Origin of the sequence: Streptomyces nanshensis (assembly GCF_001751255.1) — a bacterium.
Taxonomy (GTDB): domain Bacteria; phylum Actinomycetota; class Actinomycetes; order Streptomycetales; family Streptomycetaceae; genus Streptomyces; species Streptomyces nanshensis_A.
Genome location: NZ_LJGW01000542.1, coordinates 1 through 1,347 on the forward strand (window position 1 = coordinate 1; position 1,347 = coordinate 1,347).

General features: G+C 76.5%; 2 protein-coding genes. Both read left to right on the top strand.

The genetic code is table 11. The annotated features are described in order from the left end of the window. On the top strand, nucleotides 1-353 hold a 353-nt coding region (locus AN218_RS29620; RefSeq protein WP_275937005.1), incomplete at its 5' end, for an urease accessory protein UreF. A 125-nt stretch (nucleotides 354-478) separates the two neighbouring features. Continuing rightward, a complete protein-coding gene (gene ureG, locus AN218_RS29625; RefSeq protein ID WP_070020153.1) occupies nucleotides 479-1,186 on the top strand; it encodes an urease accessory protein UreG in 708 nt (235 codons plus the stop codon). Nucleotides 1,187-1,347 lie beyond the last annotated feature (161 nt).

Consider the following 1,347-nt stretch of genomic DNA (forward strand, 5'->3'; position numbering starts at 1 on the left):
CGTCGGCGGCGCTCGACGACCTCGCGCGGGCCCGTCCGCGCGGCGCACACCAGCCCGTGGTGCTCGGCCTCATCGCCCACGCCGCCGGGCTCGGCCCGCCGGAGGCCGCACACGCCGCCGCGTACGAGGCGGTCTCGGGACCGGTCACGGCGGCCGTACGCCTCCTCGCCCTCGACCCCTTCGAGGCGTCCGCGGTGCTCGCACGCCTCACGCCCGACATCGCGCGGACCGCGGAGGAGGCGGTACGGGCCGCACACGGACCGCTCGACCAACTTCCGGCCGCCGCCGCGCCGTTGCTGGAGATCACCGCGGAGGACCACGCCACCTGGCCGGTGCGGCTCTTCGCCTCGTAGCCCTCGTCCCGCCCGTCCCGCCTGACGCGCACCGGACGAACACCCGCCGCCCGCCGACGAGTTGACCGCCTCCGTGGAAGAACCCCCCGACGCCCCGTACGTACTCCCGGACAGGAGCCCGACCCATGCACCGCGACGAACCCGGCCCGCCCCGCCACCGCCACACCCACAGCGCCGGCACCGCACGCCCGGACGGTACGCGCCGCGCCCTGCGCATCGGCCTCGGCGGACCCGTCGGCTCGGGCAAGACCGCCACCGTGGCGGCGCTGTGCCGCGCGCTGCGCGAGGAGTTCGCGCTCGCCGTCGTCACCAACGACATCTACACCCGCGAGGACGCCGCGTTTCTGCTGCGCGCCGCCGTCCTGCCGCCGGAGCGCATCGCCGCCGTCGAGACCGGCGCCTGCCCGCACACCGCCATCCGCGACGACATCTCCGCCAACCTGGAGGCCGTCGAGGACCTGGAGGAGGCGGCCGCCCCCGACGGCGGTCTCGATCTGGTCCTCGTGGAGTCCGGCGGCGACAACCTCACCGCCGTCTTCTCCCGGGGCCTCGCCGACGCCCAGATCTTCGTCATCGACGTGGCCGCGGGCGACGACATCCCCCGCAAGGGCGGCCCCGGCATCACCACCGCCGACCTCCTCGTCGTCAACAAGACCGACCTCGCCCCGTACGTGGGCTCCGACCTGGAGGCCATGGCACGGGACGCCGCCGCCCAGCGCGGCAGCCGTCCCGTCGTCTTCACCTCCCTCAACTCCGAGGACGGCGTGGCCCCCGTCGCCGAGTGGACCCGCGCCCGCCTCGCCGCCTGGCAGCAGGCGGCCCCGGCCGCATGAGCCGCGCCACCGACGAGGACACCCGGTGACGGCGGACGGGACCGGCACGGTGACGGCGGACGGCGCCGGTGCGGGGAGTGCCCCAACTCCCGCCCGTCCCTTCGCCGTTCACGCCACCGCCCGCGTCACCGCGGTCGCGGACGGACGCGGCGGCACCGCCG

Coding starts and splice junctions, on each gene's coding strand:
- ureG (WP_070020153.1), top strand. CDS start 479: ATGCACCGCGACGAACCCGGCCCGCCCCGCCACCGCCACACCCACAGC.